Source organism: Streptomyces sp. NPDC025833, from assembly GCF_055558055.1.
The window spans coordinates 358,697-376,263 of sequence record NZ_JBVHNF010000003.1; the positions used below are offsets into that span (position 1 = coordinate 358,697).

The 17,567-nt window shown below is 68.5% G+C and carries 22 protein-coding genes; 6 read left to right on the plus strand and 16 right to left on the minus strand.

The genetic code is table 11. The features are described from left to right. The first annotated feature begins 80 nt into the window (after positions 1 to 80). From ACZ4K2_RS06765 to ACZ4K2_RS06790, 6 genes are read left to right on the plus strand one after another with little or no spacing between them, the layout of a single operon-like run. The gene (locus ACZ4K2_RS06765) at positions 81 to 1,034 is read left to right on the plus strand and encodes a glycosyltransferase (protein ID WP_467474408.1); all 954 of its coding nucleotides are present in this window, start codon (positions 81 to 83) and stop codon (positions 1,032 to 1,034) included. Then, positions 1,031 to 1,288, plus strand: coding sequence for a hypothetical protein (locus tag ACZ4K2_RS06770; protein ID WP_467474410.1), 258 nt, complete (start codon positions 1,031 to 1,033; stop codon positions 1,286 to 1,288). The genes ACZ4K2_RS06765 and ACZ4K2_RS06770 overlap by 4 nt, the downstream gene beginning before the upstream one ends. After that, positions 1,276 to 1,482, plus strand: a complete 207-nt coding sequence (locus tag ACZ4K2_RS06775; RefSeq protein ID WP_467474412.1) for a hypothetical protein — start codon at positions 1,276 to 1,278, stop codon at positions 1,480 to 1,482. Before ACZ4K2_RS06770 ends, ACZ4K2_RS06775 begins: the two co-directional genes overlap by 13 nt. Continuing rightward, positions 1,482 to 1,994, plus strand: a complete 513-nt coding sequence (locus ACZ4K2_RS06780) for an HNH endonuclease signature motif containing protein (protein ID WP_467474413.1) — start codon at positions 1,482 to 1,484, stop codon at positions 1,992 to 1,994. The genes ACZ4K2_RS06775 and ACZ4K2_RS06780 overlap by 1 nt, the downstream gene beginning before the upstream one ends. Then, positions 1,991 to 2,854, plus strand: coding sequence for a hypothetical protein (locus tag ACZ4K2_RS06785; RefSeq protein ID WP_467474414.1), 864 nt, complete (start codon positions 1,991 to 1,993; stop codon positions 2,852 to 2,854). The genes ACZ4K2_RS06780 and ACZ4K2_RS06785 overlap by 4 nt, the downstream gene beginning before the upstream one ends. Continuing rightward, the gene (locus tag ACZ4K2_RS06790; RefSeq protein ID WP_467474415.1) at positions 2,854 to 3,063 is read left to right on the plus strand and encodes a hypothetical protein; all 210 of its coding nucleotides are present in this window, start codon (positions 2,854 to 2,856) and stop codon (positions 3,061 to 3,063) included. The genes ACZ4K2_RS06785 and ACZ4K2_RS06790 overlap by 1 nt, the downstream gene beginning before the upstream one ends. Here ACZ4K2_RS06790 and ACZ4K2_RS06795 read toward each other — a convergent pair. The 16 genes from ACZ4K2_RS06795 to ACZ4K2_RS06870 all read right to left on the minus strand — a co-directional run bounded on the left by ACZ4K2_RS06795 (position 3,060) and on the right by ACZ4K2_RS06870 (position 17,510). Further along, positions 3,060 to 4,142 carry a hypothetical protein gene (locus ACZ4K2_RS06795; RefSeq protein WP_467474417.1) on the minus strand — a complete coding sequence of 361 codons (1,083 nt, stop codon included), beginning with the start codon at positions 4,140 to 4,142 and terminating at the stop codon, positions 3,060 to 3,062. The two genes, ACZ4K2_RS06790 and ACZ4K2_RS06795, sit on opposite strands and share 4 nt — an antisense overlap. A 23-nt stretch (positions 4,143 to 4,165) precedes the next feature. Continuing rightward, entirely contained in the window at positions 4,166 to 4,369 is a 204-nt protein-coding gene (locus ACZ4K2_RS06800) for a hypothetical protein (protein ID WP_467474418.1), read from the minus strand. After that, entirely contained in the window at positions 4,362 to 4,574 is a 213-nt protein-coding gene (locus ACZ4K2_RS06805; RefSeq protein WP_467474419.1) for a hypothetical protein, read from the minus strand. The genes ACZ4K2_RS06800 and ACZ4K2_RS06805 overlap by 8 nt, the downstream gene beginning before the upstream one ends. After that, positions 4,574 to 7,459 carry a fibronectin type III domain-containing protein gene (locus ACZ4K2_RS06810; RefSeq protein ID WP_467474421.1) on the minus strand — a complete coding sequence of 962 codons (2,886 nt, stop codon included), beginning with the start codon at positions 7,457 to 7,459 and terminating at the stop codon, positions 4,574 to 4,576. Before ACZ4K2_RS06810 ends, ACZ4K2_RS06805 begins: the two co-directional genes overlap by 1 nt. A gap of 3 nt (positions 7,460 to 7,462) precedes the next feature. Continuing rightward, complete coding sequence (locus tag ACZ4K2_RS06815) at positions 7,463 to 8,671, minus strand: hypothetical protein (protein ID WP_467474423.1); 1,209 nt, start codon at positions 8,669 to 8,671, stop codon at positions 7,463 to 7,465. Then, a complete protein-coding gene (locus tag ACZ4K2_RS06820; protein WP_467474425.1) occupies positions 8,671 to 13,476 on the minus strand; it encodes a phage tail protein in 4,806 nt (1,601 codons plus the stop codon). The genes ACZ4K2_RS06815 and ACZ4K2_RS06820 overlap by 1 nt, the downstream gene beginning before the upstream one ends. Further along, positions 13,466 to 13,783, minus strand: coding sequence for a hypothetical protein (locus ACZ4K2_RS06825; protein ID WP_467474427.1), 318 nt, complete (start codon positions 13,781 to 13,783; stop codon positions 13,466 to 13,468). The genes ACZ4K2_RS06820 and ACZ4K2_RS06825 overlap by 11 nt, the downstream gene beginning before the upstream one ends. Before the next feature lie 68 nt (positions 13,784 to 13,851). After that, positions 13,852 to 14,271 (minus strand): hypothetical protein, encoded by a 420-nt coding sequence (locus ACZ4K2_RS06830; protein WP_467474429.1) that lies wholly within the window; start codon positions 14,269 to 14,271, stop codon positions 13,852 to 13,854. Between the two features lie 44 nt (positions 14,272 to 14,315). Further along, positions 14,316 to 14,876: a hypothetical protein gene (locus ACZ4K2_RS06835; protein WP_467474430.1), complete on the minus strand. Its 561-nt coding sequence runs from the start codon at positions 14,874 to 14,876 to the stop codon at positions 14,316 to 14,318. A 3-nt stretch (positions 14,877 to 14,879) separates the two neighbouring features. Next, on the minus strand, positions 14,880 to 15,098 hold the full coding sequence (locus ACZ4K2_RS06840; RefSeq protein WP_467474432.1) for a hypothetical protein: 219 nt from the start codon (positions 15,096 to 15,098) through the stop codon (positions 14,880 to 14,882). After that, entirely contained in the window at positions 15,098 to 15,328 is a 231-nt protein-coding gene (locus ACZ4K2_RS06845) for a hypothetical protein (RefSeq protein ID WP_467474433.1), read from the minus strand. The genes ACZ4K2_RS06840 and ACZ4K2_RS06845 overlap by 1 nt, the downstream gene beginning before the upstream one ends. Continuing rightward, complete coding sequence (locus ACZ4K2_RS06850; protein ID WP_467474435.1) at positions 15,325 to 15,789, minus strand: hypothetical protein; 465 nt, start codon at positions 15,787 to 15,789, stop codon at positions 15,325 to 15,327. The genes ACZ4K2_RS06845 and ACZ4K2_RS06850 overlap by 4 nt, the downstream gene beginning before the upstream one ends. Then, entirely contained in the window at positions 15,786 to 16,157 is a 372-nt protein-coding gene (locus ACZ4K2_RS06855; protein WP_467474437.1) for a hypothetical protein, read from the minus strand. The genes ACZ4K2_RS06850 and ACZ4K2_RS06855 overlap by 4 nt, the downstream gene beginning before the upstream one ends. 103 nt (positions 16,158 to 16,260) lie before the next feature. Further along, positions 16,261 to 16,590, minus strand: coding sequence for a hypothetical protein (locus ACZ4K2_RS06860; RefSeq protein ID WP_467474439.1), 330 nt, complete (start codon positions 16,588 to 16,590; stop codon positions 16,261 to 16,263). Continuing rightward, positions 16,590 to 17,036 (minus strand): hypothetical protein, encoded by a 447-nt coding sequence (locus ACZ4K2_RS06865; protein WP_467474441.1) that lies wholly within the window; start codon positions 17,034 to 17,036, stop codon positions 16,590 to 16,592. Before ACZ4K2_RS06865 ends, ACZ4K2_RS06860 begins: the two co-directional genes overlap by 1 nt. A 3-nt stretch (positions 17,037 to 17,039) precedes the next feature. Continuing rightward, on the minus strand, positions 17,040 to 17,510 hold the full coding sequence (locus tag ACZ4K2_RS06870) for a hypothetical protein (RefSeq protein WP_467474442.1): 471 nt from the start codon (positions 17,508 to 17,510) through the stop codon (positions 17,040 to 17,042). Between the last annotated feature and the right edge of the window lie 57 nt (positions 17,511 to 17,567).

The following is a 17,567-nucleotide window of genomic DNA, read 5'->3' on the forward strand; positions in this document are numbered from 1 at the left end:
CGGCAAGACGGAAGGGGCCTGACATGCGCGTGCACTTTTGGTCCGCCGACATGGCCGGTTCAGCCTTTTACAGGGCCGTGATGCCCGCCATGAGCCTCACCTGGCTCGGCCACACCGCCACCCACGGCGTCCGCCTCCCACCGAACTGGGCCAGCTACGGCACGATCGTCGGCTGCCGCGTCGCCCAGGTCGACCCGTCCCGGATGTGGCTCCGCCTGAAGGACGAGGGGAAGCGGCTCCTCCTCGATCTCGACGACGACTACTTCCACATCGACCCCAGCAACGTCCACGCACGCCGCGTATGGGACCTCGACATGCTCGGCCGACTCGCCCACAACATGGCGATCGCTGACCTCGTTACCTGCTGTTCGGAACCACTCGCCGAGGTGCTCCGAAGCTGGGCGCCGAACGTCGAGGTCATCCCGAACGGGCTGCCCGCCCAGTACCTCGGCCACCCGCGGGACTACACGGCCACCGGCCGGCCGCTGTACGTCGGCTGGGCAGGGACGAGCAGCACGTTCGCCGAGTTGCCGGAGACGGTACGCGCGCTGAACCGCATCAGCCAGTACCGCCGGCCGGGCGGGGTGATGGTGCGGCTCGTCGGTATCGGGTCGGAGCAGGCGATGGGTATCGGGCTGCGGGGCCGGCAGATCGGTGCGCTGGGCTGGGTGGAGCGGCTGGAGCACTATCTGCACGCGGTCAGCGAGTTCGACGTGTGGGTGGCGCCGTACCGGGACACGGTGTTCAACCGGGGCAAGTTCCCGACGAAGTGGCTTGAGGCGTCGGTGCTGGGCATCCCGCTGATCGCCTCCGATGTGGAGCCGTATCGGCGGGCGATCCGGCACGGGGAGACCGGCTTCCTCGTCCGGCACGAGCACGAGTGGGGGAAGTACCTGAAGCGGCTTGTCGACGATCCGGGCCTGCGTCAGCGGGTCGGGATGGCCGCGCGGGGTGAGGCGTCGGGGTCGATCATGCAGGCGTTGCATCATCGCTGGGAGACGGTCGTCCGCGTGCCGCAGGAGGTGGCGGCGTGACCGACGAGATGCAGCGGATGCTGACCGCCATCCAGTTCTTCGACCTGGTCCGGCAGGAGTCCAAGCGGACCATCCTGTGCGAGCCCCACCGAGAGCACCAGGTCCGCGCAGCCATCGACCAGGCGGGCGCCGCCGACATCGTCACCGTGCGGGTCAGCGTGGCCTGTCCGGAGGGCAAGCTGCTGCTGATCGACGAAAGAGCTCTTGAGGCGCAACAGCAAGAGATGGTGCACAACATGAGGTGGTTCCTCTGACCGGACCCGAGCACTACCTCGCAGGCGACCGCCTCCTCGCCCGCGCCAACACGATGACCGAAGGCAGCGACGGCCGCGCCCGCCTTGCCGACGAGGCACAGGCCCACTACACCGCCGCGCTCGTCGCCTGCCTTGCCGCACACCAGCACCCCGAGAGCGTCGCCTGGGACAAAGCAATCAGCAGGGAGTCCTGATGCCCGCACGCAAGACCACCTGGCAGGAGCGGGAAGCCCGCTTCTGGAGCAATGTCGACAAGGACGGCCCGACGCCCACGCACAGGCCGGAACTCGGTCCCTGCTGGGTCTGGAAGCTCAGGAAGACCAAGAAGGGATACGGGCTCGTCACCTGGTACGGCATCGGGAACGAGTACGTGCACCGAGCCGCCTACCAGTTCACCTGCGGACCCATAGCCGACGGCCTGGAGATCGACCACCTCTGCCGCAACCGAGCCTGCGCAAACTCCAAGCACCTCGAAGCGGTAACGCACCTGGAAAACGTTCGGCGGTCCGAACCGGCGCAGCGAGATCACTGCCAGCGCGGCCACGAGTACACGCCAGAGAACACCCACCGGAACCCCAAGAAGCCGAACAAGCGCATCTGCAAGACGTGCCGCCAGGAGATGGCCGCCGAATGGCGGGAGGCCAACCGTGAGCGGTTCAACGAGCGCAATCGCGACTACCGGCGCATGAGGAAGGCAGCAGCATGATCGATGGGCGCAAGGTAACGGCCTGGACTCCGTTCGGTCGCGAACGCACCGTCAGCATTCTCGTCAAGTACATGGAGCGTGACGTCAAGCGGGGCATCGTCGACGAGTACCTCCTGTACATGAACACCGATGCCGACCAAGTCAGCGACCGCGAGTACGGCTACCAGCTTGCCGAGCAGCACGACTGGATCCGGATCATCGAGCGGCCGGAGGGCATCGACCTCGGCCGCCTGCCCAAGCAACGCTGGACAGGCCTCGCCTACCGCGAGATGACTGACCCTGACACCGTCTACCTCCGGTTCGATGACGACGTGGTCTACATCCACGAGGCAGCCATCGAGAACCTCGCCCGCGCCCGCCTCCAGATGCCCGCCCCGACCGCCATCTTCCCCGTCATCATCAACAACGCGATCTGCTCGCACTTCCTCCAGGCCTGCCAGAAGATCCCCATGGACTGGGGAGCCGTCGCCCCCTACTGCATGGACCCGACCGGCTGGGCCAACGGCCCCTTCGCAGTGCGCCTGCACGAGCTGCTCCTCGACCACATCGAGCGCGACACCGTGACGGACCTGTACCTCTACCAGGACTTCCCCCTGCAGCCGGGCACCCAGTTCTCCGTGAGCTGCTTCGCCAGCCTCGGCAGCATGTACGCCGGCCTGCCCGATGGGCCCGGCGTCCTCGTCCCCGACGAGGAGGAGTCGTGGCACACGGTCCACCACCCACTGACCACCGGCGCCCCGAACATCCTCCGCGGCGACGCGATCGTCAGCCACTGGAGCTTCTTCCCGCAGCACCCGTTCCTCAACAACACCGACCTCCTGGACCGCTACCGGGAGATCGCAGACAAGGCGGTGGCCTGATGCCCGGGCAGCAGATCAGTGCTGAGATCGCCCTGCCCCATTTCCGGCAGCGGTGCAGCGAGCTCCACGACGAGAACATCCTGCTGCGCGCGCGGAACGCGGAGCTGGAGCAGCGGGTCGCCGAGCTGGAGCAGAAGCTGGCCGAGCCCCAGCCGGCGAAGGGCCAGTCCCAGGAACTGGCCCCCCGAACGGCCGACGCCCCAAGCTAGGCGACCCGCTCGAAGTACGTCCGGGCGGCCACTATGTTCGATGCGCTGGCCGCCCCCCACTGCGCCGTGACGACGAAGTCCTGAGCCACCGTCGTGTCACGGACGAGGTTGCCGTCGCTTGAGCCGAGCTGCGCGCCGGACGCACCGACGCTGCCGGTGTCCGTCGTGTTGCGGACCTCCTGCAGCATGCAGAACCACGTCCCCGACGCGCCGACCGATGCGCAGACCAGGTCGGCCGACAAGGCAGACTCCTTGTTGGTCTGGGCCGTAGCGCTCAGGGTGGTGGGCCCGGCCGTGGCCAGGGTGGTGCCGGCGACACCGCCGAGCCGGACCCGCCAGGTCAGCTGCGCGGACGCCAGGAAACTCACGTTGGCGACGACCCGGACCCGGTAGACGGCGCCCACGACGGCGTCACCGGCGGGGATGGTCATGGTGCCGACTGCGGTCTCGGCCGCACTGTTGGCGACGGTCGTGGTGGAGGCCAGTTGGTTGCGGTGGGTGGTGGTGCCGCCGAGCAGCTTGAGGTCGCCGCCGACGGTGACGTTCCCGAGGGTAATGAAGGCGTCGTCGGTGCGCAGCACGTTCGCTGCGGACCGGTACAGGTTGACGTCGGTTGCGGCGGAGCCGCCCGCGCCCCAGTACAGGGTGCCGTCCGCATCCATGAGGAACCGGCTCTGACTGTCCCCGGTGAGCCGGCTGGAAAAGATGTCGTCGGTCACCAGGCCGTTGACCATGGCGACGTTGGCCGGGCTGCCGCTACCACCGAAGTTGATCTGCCGTCCGGCGGCGAGCTTGAGGTTCTGGCTGAAGGTGGCCGAGCTGTTCGGGATCTCCACCCATGAGCCGGACGCGGGGCTGGTGCCGTTGGAGAAGAACGTCCGGTAGGACGTGTCGGTCTCGAAGATCGGTTTTCCGGAGTACGGCGTGGATGGTCGGGTCGTGGAGGTGCACGCCTGGAAACCGACCGCGGCGTCGACGCGGTCCCAGTTCTGGCCGAGGTCTTGGGTGTAGTTGACCAGCTCCGACCCGTCCGACTTGGACTTGTACAGGGCGAGCCGGGTGGTGGACGGGTCGGGCATGGGTCACCTCTCGCGGTGCAGGGTCAGAGGGAGGTCTGGGCGATCTCGTACCGGTGGGCGCGGGTCCCGGTGACGCCGGGGGCGGCGGCCAGGGCTGAGCGGACGGCGTCGATGACGGTCTCGTGGTCGATGGCGGCGCCGTCGACGCTGATGTCGAGGCGGACGGCGATGCCGCCGTCGGTGGTGTCGCCGTTGATCTCGTAGTAGGGGTAGGCGAAGTCAGCCATGGGTTACCTCTCGGATGTCGTCGTTGGGGGTGAGGCAGCGCCCGCATTGGGCGCGGAGGCTGCCGTCCACGTTGCGGTACATGGTGACCCGGAAGGGGATGCCTTCCACGGGGCAGCCGGGGGTGCGGCAGGTGACGTCGGCTTCGACGGTCGGCCACTCGTCCAGGTCGGGCCACTCGCCGCTTGCGTCTTGTGTGATCGTCATCAGCCCCATCCAATGATCATGAAGTCGACGTTTGTACTGCCGGTCGTTGTGCGGGTGAGCCACAGCGTGACGCCACCGGAACTTGCGCCGGAGGTGCCGACGCCGAGGATGACCGTGCCGGGCACGGTCGTCCTGGCCTGGGCGAAGCAGTAGAAGCTGTCGCCCTGGACATTCAGCCCGGTGATCGTCACCGAACTCGGCGTGTTGGCGGTGGCCGCGATGGTCGCGAAACCCACGGCCCACGCCGAGGTGGAGAACTTGCCGTTGTGGCGGGTCCAGCCGTCCTGGGAGAAGGTCACCCAGTTCCACTTCGTGGTGTCGGCGCCGAACCAGCCGACCTCGGCGATGTCCTGGCGTGCGTAGAAGGAGCCGCCGTAGTTGCCGCCCTTGCCCGAGTGCCAGGCGGAGCGCAGGAACGCGTCGCCTGTCTGCACGAACCCGCCGGTCGGGTAGTACAGGTCGTCGATCGGGTCGTACTTGTAGCGGCCGTGGAGGGTGCCCGTATCGTCCATCGAGAGGGTGGAGAAGACGTCCGAGCTGTTCTTCGCCGTTGTGACCTGGATCGCCGTGGCTGAGGCCGCAGTGTGGGTGTTGTCCCAGCCGTTGATGTAGGCGTAGGAGTTCCCGTCGTTGGAGTAGAAGCGGATCTCCGGGACCGCGGTGGGATTGATTTCGACGCGGCGCCCCGTCGGCCCGCTCCTCAGGGTGCCGGTGATGGCCACCGACCCGTCGGCGCTGGCGATGTTCACGGTCTGCGTGCCGCTCGCGTTGTACGCCTGGAGGCCAGCCGATGAGAGTTCGACGCGGGGTCCGGTGTCGGCGGTCTTGATGCGGGCTCCGACGATCCAGTCCGCGTTGATCGTGCCGGCGGTGACCTTAGAGACGGTCAGGTCGCTGATGTGGGCGTCGTCGATGAGGAGCGCCGTCGCGGTCGCGCTGTCGCTGGGCCCGGACTTGTTGCCGGTCTTGTCGACGGCGACGATGCGGACGTAGCGTGCGCTGGTCTCCTCGACCTGCACCGTGAACACGACCGGGATCTGGGCCTGGATCATCCCCGCGTTGGCCGCTGCCTTGCCCTTCAGGGTGGTGGCGTCGGGGGTGAACGTCGGCTCGTAGGAGACGTGGATCTCCAGATGGTCCAGGTCGGACTCCAGGTTGTACGTCCCGCCGCTGGACTTGCCGAGCTCGTGGGTGATCTGCACCGCGATCCGCGACCCGGCCACCGACGGCGGCGCCGGCGTGCTGGGCGGGATGTTGTCCGTGGATGCCACGAACGTCGTCGTCCCGGACCAGGCGCCACGGTTACCGGCCTTGTCGACGGCGCGGATCTGCACGTCGTAGCCGATGCCCGGGCTGAGGTCCTGGAGTTGCGCGGTGGTGGTGTCCCAGCCTGCGATCATCGTCTGCCATTTGGCGGTGGGGGCCGCGAACGGCTGGCGCCAGATCTGCATGTCGGACCAGCGGATCTGGGCGACGGATGCCCACGACGCGGGGTAGATCATGTCGGTGTCGACGGCGTACCGGATCTCGTAGTGGTCGCCGTCCCGGATCGTGCTGCCGTCGGTGTTGTTCGGGGCGTTCCAGGAGATCACGACGCGGGCCCGGGTGAGGCCTCTGCTGTCGAGGTAGGCGGTGCCGACGAACGGCTCGATCAGCGTCGGAGGGCCGGGGATCGAGGTGTCGGCGTTCGGGCGGGAGCCGACCGGCTCGCCTGAGCTGCTGGTGAGCTGCCGGGAGAAATCTCCGACTGTGACGGTGGACGTGCTGTCGGTCTCCCACTCCACGTACTGGGTGAGGTCGATCCAGCGGCCGTCCCCGGTCCGGTAGGCGACCGTGTACTGATCGGTGATGGACCAGCTCGCCTCGGTGACCTGCAGCCGCATCGGGTTGATCCGCTGGCCCCGGAACACGATCTCGGTGTTCATGTCGACCAGCCCGGAGTCGGGGTCGTACACCCATACCCGGTCGCCGACCTGGAACGTGCCGTGCACGTCGTAGTCCGCCGTCGACAGGTTGATCTGGTTGCGGGTGGACGTGAACTGCGCGAGCGCCAACTGCGCGCGCACGGACGCGTTCGCGGTCGCCGTATCCGACTCAGACACGAGGCGGGTCAACTTCAGCGGGTTGCCGTGGACGTCCCGGTACGGGGTCGCCGGGGAGATGTCAGCGGCACCGGTGGCGATGCTGGCGCCCTCGCCCTCGGCGAGCAGCACCACCCGCGTGCTGTAGTCCTCGACGTCCCGGGTGACGTCGATGGAGCCGGGCAGCGCCCGCAGCGCCATATCCTCGCCGGGAGCCTTCGTGGTGATGACGCACGTCGGGTTCGTGACGAACAGCTGGCTGTCCGGGCCGGCATCCAACGTGCCGTTCCCGTTGACCCGCCACGACACCGGCACGCTGGTGGTGGACATCGTGTCGCAGACGTAGGTGATCGCCTCGCGTGGCGTCTCGTACTGGTGCCGGCCGGTGTACTGGCCGGCCACCGGGTAGACCGTGCCGACGGTGACCGGGTACGCGCCGCTGGCGGGGAGCAGCATGTTGATCGTGTCGGCGAACGTCGCGGACGCCGGGGTGACCGCGTTCTCGTAGACGGCGCCCTTGTTGTCCTCGTCGCCGAGCCACATGGCCATGCCGACGCCGCCCACGGACAGGTCGTCCTGGGGGGCGTTGGTGCGGCCGTCGTCGCCGATCGTCCGGGTGCGGAGGACCCCGACGTAGCGGGCCGCGGTGAGCAGGTTGTCGCCGTACTGCGCCGGGTCGAGACGGCCCGGGACGATCGCGACGTGCCCGAAGTAGTCCAAGCTGTCGAGGACGTCGCGGGGGGTGATCGGCTGGAGTTTGATCTCCCACGACCCCAGCGCCTTCAGGATCTCCTGGACGGCCACCCGCTACCTCCGCACCCCGTAGACAGCCTCCGGCATGCACGCGATGTACTGGTTTCGCAGATCCGTCGCCGCGTCTCCGGAGATCGCGCTGCCGCCACCGGCGACGACACCGATCCAGAAGTCCAGCGCCGTTGTGGCGGCCTTGAGGACGCCGCCGTTCGCGTGTGCCGTGAAAGCTCTCGCGCTACCTGCGGCGAACTGGTTGCCGTCGCTGTCGGCTGCGGTCGCGGTGACGTACCCGGATGCCGCGAACGAGGTGTTGGCTTCCAGGGTGCTGCGGTACGCGGCGAGCGTCGCGGCGGTACCGGTCTGAAGGTAGCCCTCGACGAACCGTGAGCCGCGCCGCAGGGTGAGGTCGAGGGTGGCCCGGCCCGGACTGAGGCTCTTGGTGAGGCGCAGGATGGCAGCCTCGGGATCGTTGCGGAGCAGCGTCGCACCGTCCCACGAGGGGATCGAGGATCCGCTGCCAGCGATAGAGACGTTCCACAGTTTCGACCGCAAGGCACCCGCGGTGTACGCCTGCACGTCAAACGTGGCCGAAGCGGACGGGGCGATGTTCACCAGGCCGTTGCCCAGCACCCAGCCGGCGGCGGCGAGCGGCACGTCGACGCCGTACACCTCCTGCCCGCCGGTCGTGGTGACGCGGACCCGGCCGGTCAGGTAGCTGGTGGGTGGGCAGCCCCATCGCGGGGAGACGTTGGCGGGGACGCCGCGGTAGACGGTCATGGCGCCGTCCGCGGTCTGCCGGGTCATCGTGGACGGGTTGGTGGTGCCGGTGTAGTAGCCGTAGTGGCCGATCGGTGGGGCGTGCCAGCGCTCGCCCGCGAGGCCGAAGTCGTTGAGGCGGACCGCGCCGGTGAGGCGGGATTGGAGGTCGGTCTCCGAGTCGGAGCCGACCCGCTGCAGGCTGACCTTCCAGTCGGCGGTGACCCGTTCCCCGCGGTGCTCGCTGTACGAGGACGCCGCCGACTTGACCGCGTAGTAGCCGGAGCGCTCGGGCTTGTCGGTGAAGGTGACCGGGATGACCTGGCCCGGGGTCAGAGAGTTGATGCCGTCGTGGCGGGCGATGACCTGCGCGCGGGTGAGCGGCGGGTACGACTCCTGTCCGTCGAGCTCAAGGGTGCGGTCGTCGCCGCCGGCCTCGCCGGCCTCGAAGGTCTCGCGGAGAGGGATCCGGCCGAGGGTGGTGTCCCCCCATCCGTACAGGGCCATCAGGCACGCTCCCGGTCGAACTTGCGGAGGGCTTCCTTCATGTCCTTCACCAGGGCGTTCGCGGCCGCGCGGCGCGCGTTCGGGCTGGAGAAGTCGAACGTGCCGGACACGGTGATGTTCTCGATGGTGACGCTGCCACCGCCGACGTGGCTGCCGGAGACGAGCTGCTCGAACAGAGCGTTCTGGGACGGTGTCAGGATGCGTTCGGGCTTCCGCGTCTGGTTGACCACCATCGTTGCCCCGTCGGCCAGCAGGCCGCCGGAGTCGTACTTCGTGGCCGGAGCGAAACCCCACCGGCTGGTGAACAGCGGGTCACCGGCACCCCGCGCAGTCCGGCCGTAGTGGACGCCGCGGCCGCCGCTGGACTCGAAGTTGACGCCGGCCAGCGTGCCCGCCGTGTGGCCTACGCCGGCATTGGTGATGCCGATTTCGAAGGGGCTCTTCAGGTTCCGCACCCAGCCGGCCGGGCCCGAGTTTCCCACGAACGAACCGGTGGCCCACCGGCGGTGCGGTTTCTCCCCGCGGATGACGGACTCAATCGCGCTCATGAACCCGGAGCAGTCCCAGCTCGGGTTTCCGTTGCCAGCCCACTGGTACGGCAGGCCCGACTGCGACTTGGCCCAGCTGAACGCGCGCTGCACTGCGGGGCCGCCCACGGCCTTCTTGTCCTCGTTGCCGAGAAAGCTGAGCATGCTGTCGAGAGTGTTGTTAGTGAGGCCCTTCAGCAGGCTGCCGAACCCGCCGCCGGGGATCATGTTGACGAGCGGCCGGACGAGGGAGTTGATCGCCTTACGCGCGGCCGTCTTCAGCCCGCCTATCACCAGATCCTTCGCCCAGTCCAGAGCCCCGCCGAACAACCCCTTCGCGCCGCTGGTGAGGGTGCCGACGATGCCGCCGGATGCGAAGTGCTGCCCGCCGGCCTGCTCGCGCTGCCGCTCCTGCTGCCTGCTGGGATTGCCGCCGGTCCGAGTGGGCGTGTCCTGGCCGAGTATGGCGTCGATGCCGCGGTGCCCGCCGAGCTGGGCGACCTGCCGCTTGGACAGGATGCGCTCGCCAGGAGTGAGCATCGCAGGCACCGTGTCGGAATTACCCGACCCCGGAACGACACCACCCTTGTTGAAGCCCAATGTGATGGTCGGAAGGGTCAGGCTGCTGGAGATTTTCCCGGCGATGGTGTTCCACATGCGGCGCATGCCGTCGTTGTAAACGTGGGAAATCACCCAGCGAATGGGGGCTGCGACTTTGCCCTTTACGCCGTCCCAGATCTTGCCGATGCCCTGCTTCAGGTTCGAGAAGGCGGTCTGGGTGTTCGTCTTGAATTCGGTGATCTTCCTGCCGATCGTGGTGAAGACTCCCGTGATCGTGGTCGTGGCGCCGTTCCACAGGTTCTTCCAGGTGGTGGACAGGGATGTCTTCAACCCGGTGAAGCTGTTCTTGAAGCTGGTCCACGCATTCGACACCGACGTCTTCAGTCCAGTCCAGAAAGTGGACCAGGCCCCCGACAAGGTGGTCCACAGATCCTTCCATATCTGCGCCACACCCTTCTTCAGGTCGGTGAAGATTTTCTTCGTGTCCGTCCACAGTTTGGAGAAGTAGCCGACGATCGCCTTTACGAGGTCGGGAATGATGGAATGCCCGACGAGGACGTCATAGAGATCCTGAAACTTTTTGACGATCCACTTCACGGCGTTGGTAACAGCCGTCGTGAACGTCGTGATCCAGGTGATGACGGTGGTGATCGCCGGTACGAGTACGTTGATCGCTGCGGACAGGACCGTGGTCAGCAGGGTGGCCAGATCCACGATCAGCGGCAGCAGCGGTGTGATCACGTTGAGGGCGAGGTCCGCCAGCGCGACGGCCAGCTCAGCCACCGGCGGGATCAGCGGCAGCAGCGCCGTGATCAGCGGCGGGAACAAGGGCGCCAGCTGGCCGAGGAACCCCCCGAGCGCCTCCACGATCGGCACCAGCGCGGCCACGACCGGGGTGAGCCCCTGTGCCAGCGCGGCGACCAGCGGGACGAGCGCGGCCCCGATCGCGGACAGGACCGGCGCGATCGCCGTGATGACCGCAGCGATGAGATCACCGAGTGGCTTGAGGAGAGGCAGCACCGCCTTAACGAGGCCGACGATGACACCGCCGATGTTCTGCACCACCGGCAGCAGGGCCGTGACGATCGGAGTGAGGGCCTGGCCCAGCGTCTGTGCCAGCTCGACGAGGACGGGCGCGAACTTCTCGGCGAGCTCGGTGACGACCGGTGCGATCGCTGCGAGCAGCGGGAGCACCGCCTCGATCACCGCACCCAGCGTCGTACCGAACAGTGTTGCGATCGACTGGACCGCCGTGAATATCGCGGTAAGTGCCTGTTGCACCTCCGGCATCGCTGTGATGCGCCGCAGCTCGGAGAAAACTGCACCCAGAGAGCCGAGCGCGTCACCGCCTCCGGCCGCCGCGGCCTTCATGATGTTGCCGATCGTGCCGAAAATATCGCCCAACAGCTTCCCGAACTGCCGGGCGATCTCAATGCCGGCGTTGATGCTGTCCTCCAGCGCGCCCGACTTGAACGCATCGGAGATCTTCTGCGAGATACGGTCCGCGGCGGAGCCGGCCGCTGTCGTCAGCCGCGCGAACGCGGGACTCGCGGCAATGGAGATCTGCGTAAGCGCGGTGATGATCTGGCCCGGGACCCGGGTCAGATGGGACATGGCCCCGTTCAGGCCGCTGAACATCTGCCGGAGCTGGCCGGTCTTGGCGAGCTCGATCACCGCGTTCGCGGCGTTCTTGCCCATCGCGTTCAAGTTGCTGGCCATGCCGACCAGCCCGGTGCGCAGCGACGGGATGACCGCGGTGGACAGCTCAGTGAACTTCTGCCCGAGTCCGGCGAACAAGGCGTCCTGCACGTCGAGCTTCAGGCCCCGCCAGGCCCCGCCCTGCGCAATGACCGCGTTGACGAACTCGCGGGCGTTCGGGCTGAGCTTGGCCATGGCGTCGGCGACCTTGTTCGTCGCCGTGGCACCAGCGGTTTGCGCCTCGGCGAGGGCACGGGCTGCGTCGGCGGCCGCGTCCTGCGCGTCCCGGATCTGCTGAGCCCCGTCGACCGCGGCTTTACGAGCGGCTTCCTGCGCGTCGGCTACGTCCCGCTGAGCGTCAGCGACCCGGCGGGCTCCGTCGGCGGCCGCCTTCGCGGCTTCGGCCTGGGCATCCGCCAGGTCACGCTGCGCTTTCGCTGCGCGCTGCGCTCCTTCCTCCTGCGTCCGGGCGGCATCCCGCTCGGCGTCGTGCAGCTCCTTGGTCTTGTCCTTGACCTCTTGGGTGGCGTCCCGGACCTTGTCCTTGGCGTCCTTGACCGTCTTGGAGCCCTCGACGCCGGCCGCGTTGGCCTCGTCGGTCTGCTGCTGCAGGCGTTTGGTCTCGGTCTGCTGCTCTTCCAGGGCCTGCTTGGCGCGGTCGTACCGCAGCTGCGCCTTGTCGATCTCCTCTTGGCTTGCTTTGGAGCCCTTGGCCTTCACGGCCGCCAGTTCCTGCTCGGCGTCCTGCAGATCCAGGACCTTCTGCCGCTGGTCCAACTGGGCGTCGGCGAGTCGGTTGTTCAGGTCTTCGAGATCCTCGGCGGCCTGCTTGCGCGCGGCCGTCAGGTCGAGCTGTGCCTGCCGGGCCGCGCGCTGCGCGTCAGCCAGGTTCCGCTCGGCGTCGGCGACCTGCTCAGCAGCACGCCGGTTGGCGTCCGCGACGTCCTGGACCGTGTTCCGCAGCTCCTGCTGAGCGTCCTGCACGGCCCGCGCGGCCCGGACCCGGTCCTGGGCAGCGGTGCGTTCGGCGTCTGCGAGCGACCGCTGCGCGTCAGCGACCCGGCGCGCCGCAGCCACCCGCGCCTCAGCCGCAGCCTCCTCGGCGTCCTTTACTCCCCGCTGCGCCTTCGCCAGAGCCCGCTGCGCTGTCTCCACACGCCGGGTTGCTGACTCGGCTGCGGCCCCTGAGGTGACGGCCGGCGCGAACGCTGCTTTGAAGGCGTCACCGATCCCGCTGGTGCCGACCTTGATCGCAGCGAAGGCGGTACCAAGGGACAGGATGGCGGGCGCGGCGAGTGCGGCGGCCGGGCCCATCGCGGCGATCGACTGCCCGAGCGATGCGAGCGTCGGCATCGCGGCCACGGCCAGCGCGGCGATCCGCGCGATCGAGGACGACAGCAGGCCCATCCCGCCGGCTGAGCCGCCGGCACTGTCCCCCAGTCCGGTGAGGCTGCCGAGGCCGAAGAGGCGGGTGCGGATGTTGGCGGTGCGGTCGCGGGCCGCGTGGTTGAGCGCGGTGTTCGCTGCCGCGGTGTCGGCGCGGGCCTGCACGGTCATCTGCCGGCGGCGGGTCAAGTTGGCGAGGGAGTCCGCCGCAACCCTGGTGTCGACGTCAATTCCGATGCGGACCTGGCGGCGGGCAGTGAGGTTGCGGATCTCGTCGGCGGCGACTCTGGTGTCGGTACTCGCGCGGATGGTGACGACCCTCTCGGCAGTGAGCCGGTCGAGATGGGTCTGAACGCGCCGGTAGGCGGCCTCGGACACCTTAGGAGTGACGGTGACGTCGATGTCCTTGAGCCGAAGCCGGGACAGCGCGGCGTCGTCCACGCGTAGCTTGACGGTCGCCAGGCGGTCGCGGGTGAACCGTTCGAGGCGGGCGAGGGCGTCGCGGTCGTCGAGTTGGATGCCGACCTTGACCTGGTTCCGCTTGGATTTCAGGCGGTCCATGGCGCGGTCGTAGGCGGACTCGTCGGCCGTAACCTCGACGTAGCCCTCAGCGATCCTGAAGCTACCCGCCACCGTCGCTTCCTCCAACGCTCACGAGCCCGGGGAACTGCGCCCGGAACTGGGTCAGCGAGACCTCGGTTGTCTCGCTGTTGCCGCGCCCGGTCGGGGCGGCGGTGCTCGTGCGGGTTGGGGTGGTGCTTCGCTGTGGCTGCTCTTCGCGCTCCTCGTCCGCGCGGGCTGCCATCACGCCCATGTAGGCGGTCAGCCGGTAGGCGAGGGCGAAGTAGCGGCGGGCGGGGACCTCGACGTGCTCAAGGTCGAGGCCGTATATGGCGAGGAAGTCGGCATCGATGTCGGCTTCGTGGTCGATGACCCACATGACCTGGCCTGTCCGGTCTGCGATGGTCTCCAGCCACGGTTGCTCGGTCAGCCAGTCACGCAGGAGGGTCAGCCACGCCTGGCTTTTCCCTCCTTCCCCTTCTCCTTCTCCTGCTTGCCGAGGGCCTGTTCGACGATGATCTCCACGATCCTTTCGAGCTGGTCGTCCTCCAGCGCCTTGGACTGCTCCAGCGCCATGTAGGCGCCCTCGCCGAGCACTCGGATAAGGAGCGGAGCGGTGGCGACTTCATGCCCGACCTCGGAGGCGTGCCGCAGGTACTGGAGGGCGACACCGCGGGGGATGTGCCGGGGGATCGTGTACTCGTCGTCGCCGATGTAGAAGAGCGGGACGCGTTCCTCGACGACGTCGTCGTCGGCGGCGATCCGGACCGGTTCGAAGCCGAGGTCTCCCGGCGCGACGCTGGGCTTGGCCGCGGCGCGCTTGCGGGCCGCGGCGGACTGACGGGTACGGGCGGGGGTGGATGCCATGGGTGGTGCTCCTCGATGTGGTCAGGGGCAGGGCGAGGCCGGGTCTAAGTGGTCTGGTCGACGATGTGGAACGGAGCGATCGACGCCGACACGTAGTGGCCGGACAGCTTGATCGGGATGAGGGTCTGCTTGTCCTTGGTGTAGGCCAGCTCGGTCGAGTCGGTGTTCAACATCCGGCGGCCGATGACCCTGCGGCGGAACTGGGACGGCGCGTAGCCGTCCATGATCACGGCGAAGTAGTTCGGCTGCGTCGCGCTGGACGAGACGTTGGGGTCGTAGGACTTCCAGCCCGTCCCGGACGCCGCGGTGCCGCCGTTGAGGCTCATCGAGAGGTTCTCCAGCGTGGCCTCGGCCAGGCTGGTCTCGATGGTGAAGTCCACCTTGGTCAGGCGGCTGCCGACGCGGACGGTGATCTGGTCGACCTCCAGCTCCGAGTACGTCTGGTCGACGGACAGCTTCACGCCGTCCTGGGTGCCGCCCAGGTCCGTCCACGACGATGCGGCCGGCACCGCGTTGACAGCCGTGTCCAGCGGCTCGGTCGCCCCGAAGGCTCCGCTGTAGAGCGTCGCGGGGCCCTGGATGAGGTTGGTGGTGGTGACGGCCATGGGTCAGTTCTCCTTGCTGATGCCGGGCTTCTTCGGCGCGGTGGGCGTCGCCGGGGTCTGCGGGGCCGGCTGCTCAGGGGCCGCAGGGGCCGCGGTCGCGGGCGGCACTTCCTCGGCCGCGCTCTCCTCGGCGAGGAGGCCCTGCCGCTGGAGGTCGAGGTACTCGGCGTCGTCGACTTCGATCTCCTGGTCGGGGCGCATGGTGGTACGGACGGTGGGCATCAGCGGTAGTCCTCTCGGCGGATGGGGAACCGGTGGTGGGCGAACTGCGGCAGGTGGGCCAGTGCGATGGTCTGCTCGGGCGGGATGCTCGGCGGACACGGCACGATCCGGATCGGCCCAGTCAGGAGGAACTCCAGCTCCGCGCGGTCGCCGTGGACGATCGTTCGGCCATTCCAGGACAGGAGCTGCCCGTGCGGGGTGTCCTCCTGGACGGCCCACATGCGGCTCATGCCGGGCCCTCCGTCCATGCGATGACCAGGCCCGGGATGCTGTAGCGGGCGTAGGAGGAGGGGTCGTCCGGGATGCGGCGCGGCTCGCCGGTGGTATACGCGGACAGCACCCGCGCGGCCGGATACCCGGCGGGCAGGGCGACGGTCTGCGGGATGGCCGGGTGGTCGTAGCAGGCGGCCTGGATCGCCTCGGCCAGAACTGCTGCACGGTTCCATGGCGGTTTCTGTGAGCCGAGGCTGGCAGCCCAGCAGTCGATGCCGATGGCGGGTTCGCGTAGCGGGACGTACAGGTTGGGGGTGCCGCCAGCGACGACGAGGGTGACGAACCCGCCGTCTGCCCAGGACAGCGTGCCGTCCTTGGCGGGTTTGGGCAGGGTGGTGGCGACGCGGTCGCCGATCACGGTCTTCAACCAGGCGGTGGCCACCAGTTCGTGGGTGGCGCGCAGCGGCGGCGTGCTCATGCGGTCCTCCGCTGGAACAGCGCCGGCCGCAGGTAGGGCTTCGCTTTCGTACCGGGGTGGTTGACGCGGGCGACGGGATGGTCGGCGTCCGGCCAGTGCAGCGCCTTCTTGTTCCTTGGGAGGATGACGTGGGGTGCGGTGCCCATTTCGACGTCCACCGCGTAGTTGCAGTCGAGGGAGCCAACCCGGAGCACCTTGCCCTGTACCTCGGCGCGCAGGGACTCGGCCAGGCGGCCGGAACGCTTCGGGACGAGGTTGCGGGCGTCGGTGAGGATGCCGCGGCCGATGGTGTTCTCCAGCCAGTCGCTGATCGCCGCGTCGACGTGCGCGCGGGAACTGGGGTCGATCCGTACACCGGATCGCGCCATGGCCGCCTCCTCTCCGAAGGTGGTGTCGTACGGTGGCCGCCCGGTCTCCCCGGGCTGCTGGCCTGTTCAGTTCTTGATCACGTTGCGGACAGCCGCAAAGCGATCAGGTGGTGCGCCGCAGGTCGATCCGGAGATCGGCTGCGGCCGCGGGGTTCGCCATCGAAGAGACGGCGTCGACGATGTAGACCACGCCGGTGCGCTCATCACGCACCCGGTCCTGGTCCTGGACGTCCGTGCCGGCCGCCACGCGGGCGATGGCGTACCGGACGATCCGGGGGGTGGGGTCGTCGCGGGTGGTGACCCGCCGGGACTGCTCGGTCAGGGCGGCCGGGAGGCCCGCGGCGACGGGAGTGTCGGTGTCGACTTCGTCGCCGTAGGCGTCGGTGGTGGTGCCGCGTAGGACACTGATCCGGGTGGTGGCGATGGCCTGCATCACGCTCCCCCGGTGTACGGCGCCCACACCATGTGCTCGTCCGACCCGTAGGAGAGGGCGTCCCCGATGATTGGGCCCGCCCCTTCGATCGGGGAGCGGACGTGGACGGTGCGGGACCGCATCCACGACACCCGCTGCAACGCCCGCTTCGCCATCGGCGCGAGGACCAGGCCGTCGCCCTGCAGCGTGGTGGAGACCTGGTCCTGCTGGATCTGCGTGGCATCCAGCCGCGTCTCCAGCCCGTACTGGCCTGCCAGCCACGCTGCCTGTCGGGCGACGGCCCGGCCCAGCCAGTAGAGATCCCGCGTCCGGATCCGCAGCGTGTCGGCGTAAATCCGGTTCGTGAAGATCTCGATGTCCGACTGTGCCTGGGCAAGCTGCTGATCCGTCACCGTCACCCCAGTGGAGTCGATGACGTCCTGCGCCGTCGCCCAGGCCTGGACCATGCGTCAGCCCTCCGCCTTGCTGCTACTGGTGTCCTTGCCGTCGGCTTCGATGACGTCGCGCGGCGTGGTGGTGTCTTCGGGCGAGTGGTCCACCGAGGCGGGCACCGTCTCCACCGAGTAGGTGAGGACCAGCGACTGGCCGTCGGGGTGCTCCTCCTGCCCGTCGAAGGAGACGTCACCGCGGGCGTGGAGTCCGCGCTGGATCGCCTCGTTGGTCAGGGCGGCCCGGTTGGCTTCGTGCTGGTAGTCCTCGCCCGTCCACCTGTCGGCCTTGACGACGAACTCCTTGACGAAGCGCACGCCTTCGGCGCCGTCGGCGGACCGCTCGTCGACCTCGACGTCTGCGGCTCCGACCTTCGCCGGGAACTGCCGCTGCCGGACCTGCTCGCGGGTTTCGCCCTCCGCCGCCCGCACCTCCTCGGTGCTGGCCTGCTCGTCGGGCTTGCTGCTGCTGGTGGTCTTCCTTGCTGCCATGGCTCACCTCCCTGTGGTGTGGCCGTACCGCCCGGAGCCGGCGGGCGGTACGGCGAC

Bases quoted from the DNA above. Each gene is read 5' to 3' on its own strand.
- ACZ4K2_RS06800 (WP_467474418.1), bottom strand. From the start codon at position 4,369: ATGGCTGACTTCGCCTACCCCTACTACGAGATCAACGGCGACACCACC.
- ACZ4K2_RS06850 (WP_467474435.1), bottom strand. From the start codon at position 15,789: ATGAGCACGCCGCCGCTGCGCGCCACCCACGAACTGGTGGCCACCGCC.
- ACZ4K2_RS06780 (WP_467474413.1), top strand. From the start codon at position 1,482: ATGCCCGCACGCAAGACCACCTGGCAGGAGCGGGAAGCCCGCTTCTGG.
- ACZ4K2_RS06830 (WP_467474429.1), bottom strand. From the start codon at position 14,271: ATGGCATCCACCCCCGCCCGTACCCGTCAGTCCGCCGCGGCCCGCAAG.
- ACZ4K2_RS06805 (WP_467474419.1), bottom strand. From the start codon at position 4,574: ATGACGATCACACAAGACGCAAGCGGCGAGTGGCCCGACCTGGACGAG.
- ACZ4K2_RS06765 (WP_467474408.1), top strand. From the start codon at position 81: ATGCCCGCCATGAGCCTCACCTGGCTCGGCCACACCGCCACCCACGGC.
- ACZ4K2_RS06840 (WP_467474432.1), bottom strand. From the start codon at position 15,098: ATGCCCACCGTCCGTACCACCATGCGCCCCGACCAGGAGATCGAAGTC.
- ACZ4K2_RS06855 (WP_467474437.1), bottom strand. From the start codon at position 16,157: ATGGCGCGATCCGGTGTACGGATCGACCCCAGTTCCCGCGCGCACGTC.
- ACZ4K2_RS06795 (WP_467474417.1), bottom strand. From the start codon at position 4,142: ATGCCCGACCCGTCCACCACCCGGCTCGCCCTGTACAAGTCCAAGTCG.
- ACZ4K2_RS06785 (WP_467474414.1), top strand. From the start codon at position 1,991: ATGATCGATGGGCGCAAGGTAACGGCCTGGACTCCGTTCGGTCGCGAA.
- ACZ4K2_RS06815 (WP_467474423.1), bottom strand. From the start codon at position 8,671: ATGGCCCTGTACGGATGGGGGGACACCACCCTCGGCCGGATCCCTCTC.
- ACZ4K2_RS06870 (WP_467474442.1), bottom strand. From the start codon at position 17,510: ATGGCAGCAAGGAAGACCACCAGCAGCAGCAAGCCCGACGAGCAGGCC.
- ACZ4K2_RS06835 (WP_467474430.1), bottom strand. From the start codon at position 14,876: ATGGCCGTCACCACCACCAACCTCATCCAGGGCCCCGCGACGCTCTAC.
- ACZ4K2_RS06790 (WP_467474415.1), top strand. From the start codon at position 2,854: ATGCCCGGGCAGCAGATCAGTGCTGAGATCGCCCTGCCCCATTTCCGG.
- ACZ4K2_RS06865 (WP_467474441.1), bottom strand. From the start codon at position 17,036: ATGGTCCAGGCCTGGGCGACGGCGCAGGACGTCATCGACTCCACTGGG.
- ACZ4K2_RS06825 (WP_467474427.1), bottom strand. From the start codon at position 13,783: ATGTGGGTCATCGACCACGAAGCCGACATCGATGCCGACTTCCTCGCC.
- ACZ4K2_RS06860 (WP_467474439.1), bottom strand. From the start codon at position 16,590: ATGCAGGCCATCGCCACCACCCGGATCAGTGTCCTACGCGGCACCACC.
- ACZ4K2_RS06845 (WP_467474433.1), bottom strand. From the start codon at position 15,328: ATGAGCCGCATGTGGGCCGTCCAGGAGGACACCCCGCACGGGCAGCTC.